This is a genomic window from Clostridium ganghwense (assembly GCF_026735165.1).
In the GTDB taxonomy this organism is placed as follows: Bacteria; Bacillota; Clostridia; order Clostridiales; family Clostridiaceae; genus Clostridium_H; species Clostridium_H ganghwense.
In genome coordinates, this window is record NZ_JAPQES010000030.1 from 1 (window position 1) to 503 (window position 503).

Sequence of the window (503 nt, forward strand, 5' to 3'; positions counted from 1 at the left end):
CATCACAGGCTATGTGCGCCTACGCGAAGCTTATCGCAGCTTGTCACGTCCTTCATCGGCTCCTAGTGCCAGGGCATTCACCGTGCGCCCTTTGTAGCTTGATCTTTTAATCAGCACATCTAAATTATATTTAGATGTTTTATTTCTAGGTTATTTCTATATTCACTGTGCAATTTTCAAAGAACAAAATTGGTGGGTCTAAATGGACTCGAACCATCGACCTCACGCTTATCAGGCGTGCGCTCTAACCAGCTGAGCTATAGACCCACATCTTATTATAAGAAACTATTTTAAAAACATCAAACCTTCAATATTTTTTTTATTAGTCTCTCAAAATTAAACAGAATAAGTAACAGAGTCGTCAAATGGAAGCTTTGCTTCCGTTTCTCCCTAGAAAGGAGGTGATCCAGCCGCAGGTTCTCCTACGGCTACCTTGTTACGACTTCACCCCAATCATCAATCCCACCTTCGACCGCTGGCTCCAAAAGGTTACCTCACGGGCT

General features: G+C 42.9%; 1 tRNA gene and 2 rRNA genes. All 3 read right to left on the reverse strand.

What is annotated here, in order from left to right:
- Window positions 1-104: ribosomal RNA gene (locus OXH55_RS19945) — 23S ribosomal RNA — on the reverse strand; the annotation flags it as partial.
- Window positions 105-190: 86 nt separating this feature from the next.
- A tRNA-Ile gene (locus tag OXH55_RS19950) sits at window positions 191-267 on the reverse strand.
- Between the two features lie 127 nt (window positions 268-394).
- Window positions 395-503: ribosomal RNA gene (locus OXH55_RS19955) — 16S ribosomal RNA — on the reverse strand; the annotation flags it as partial.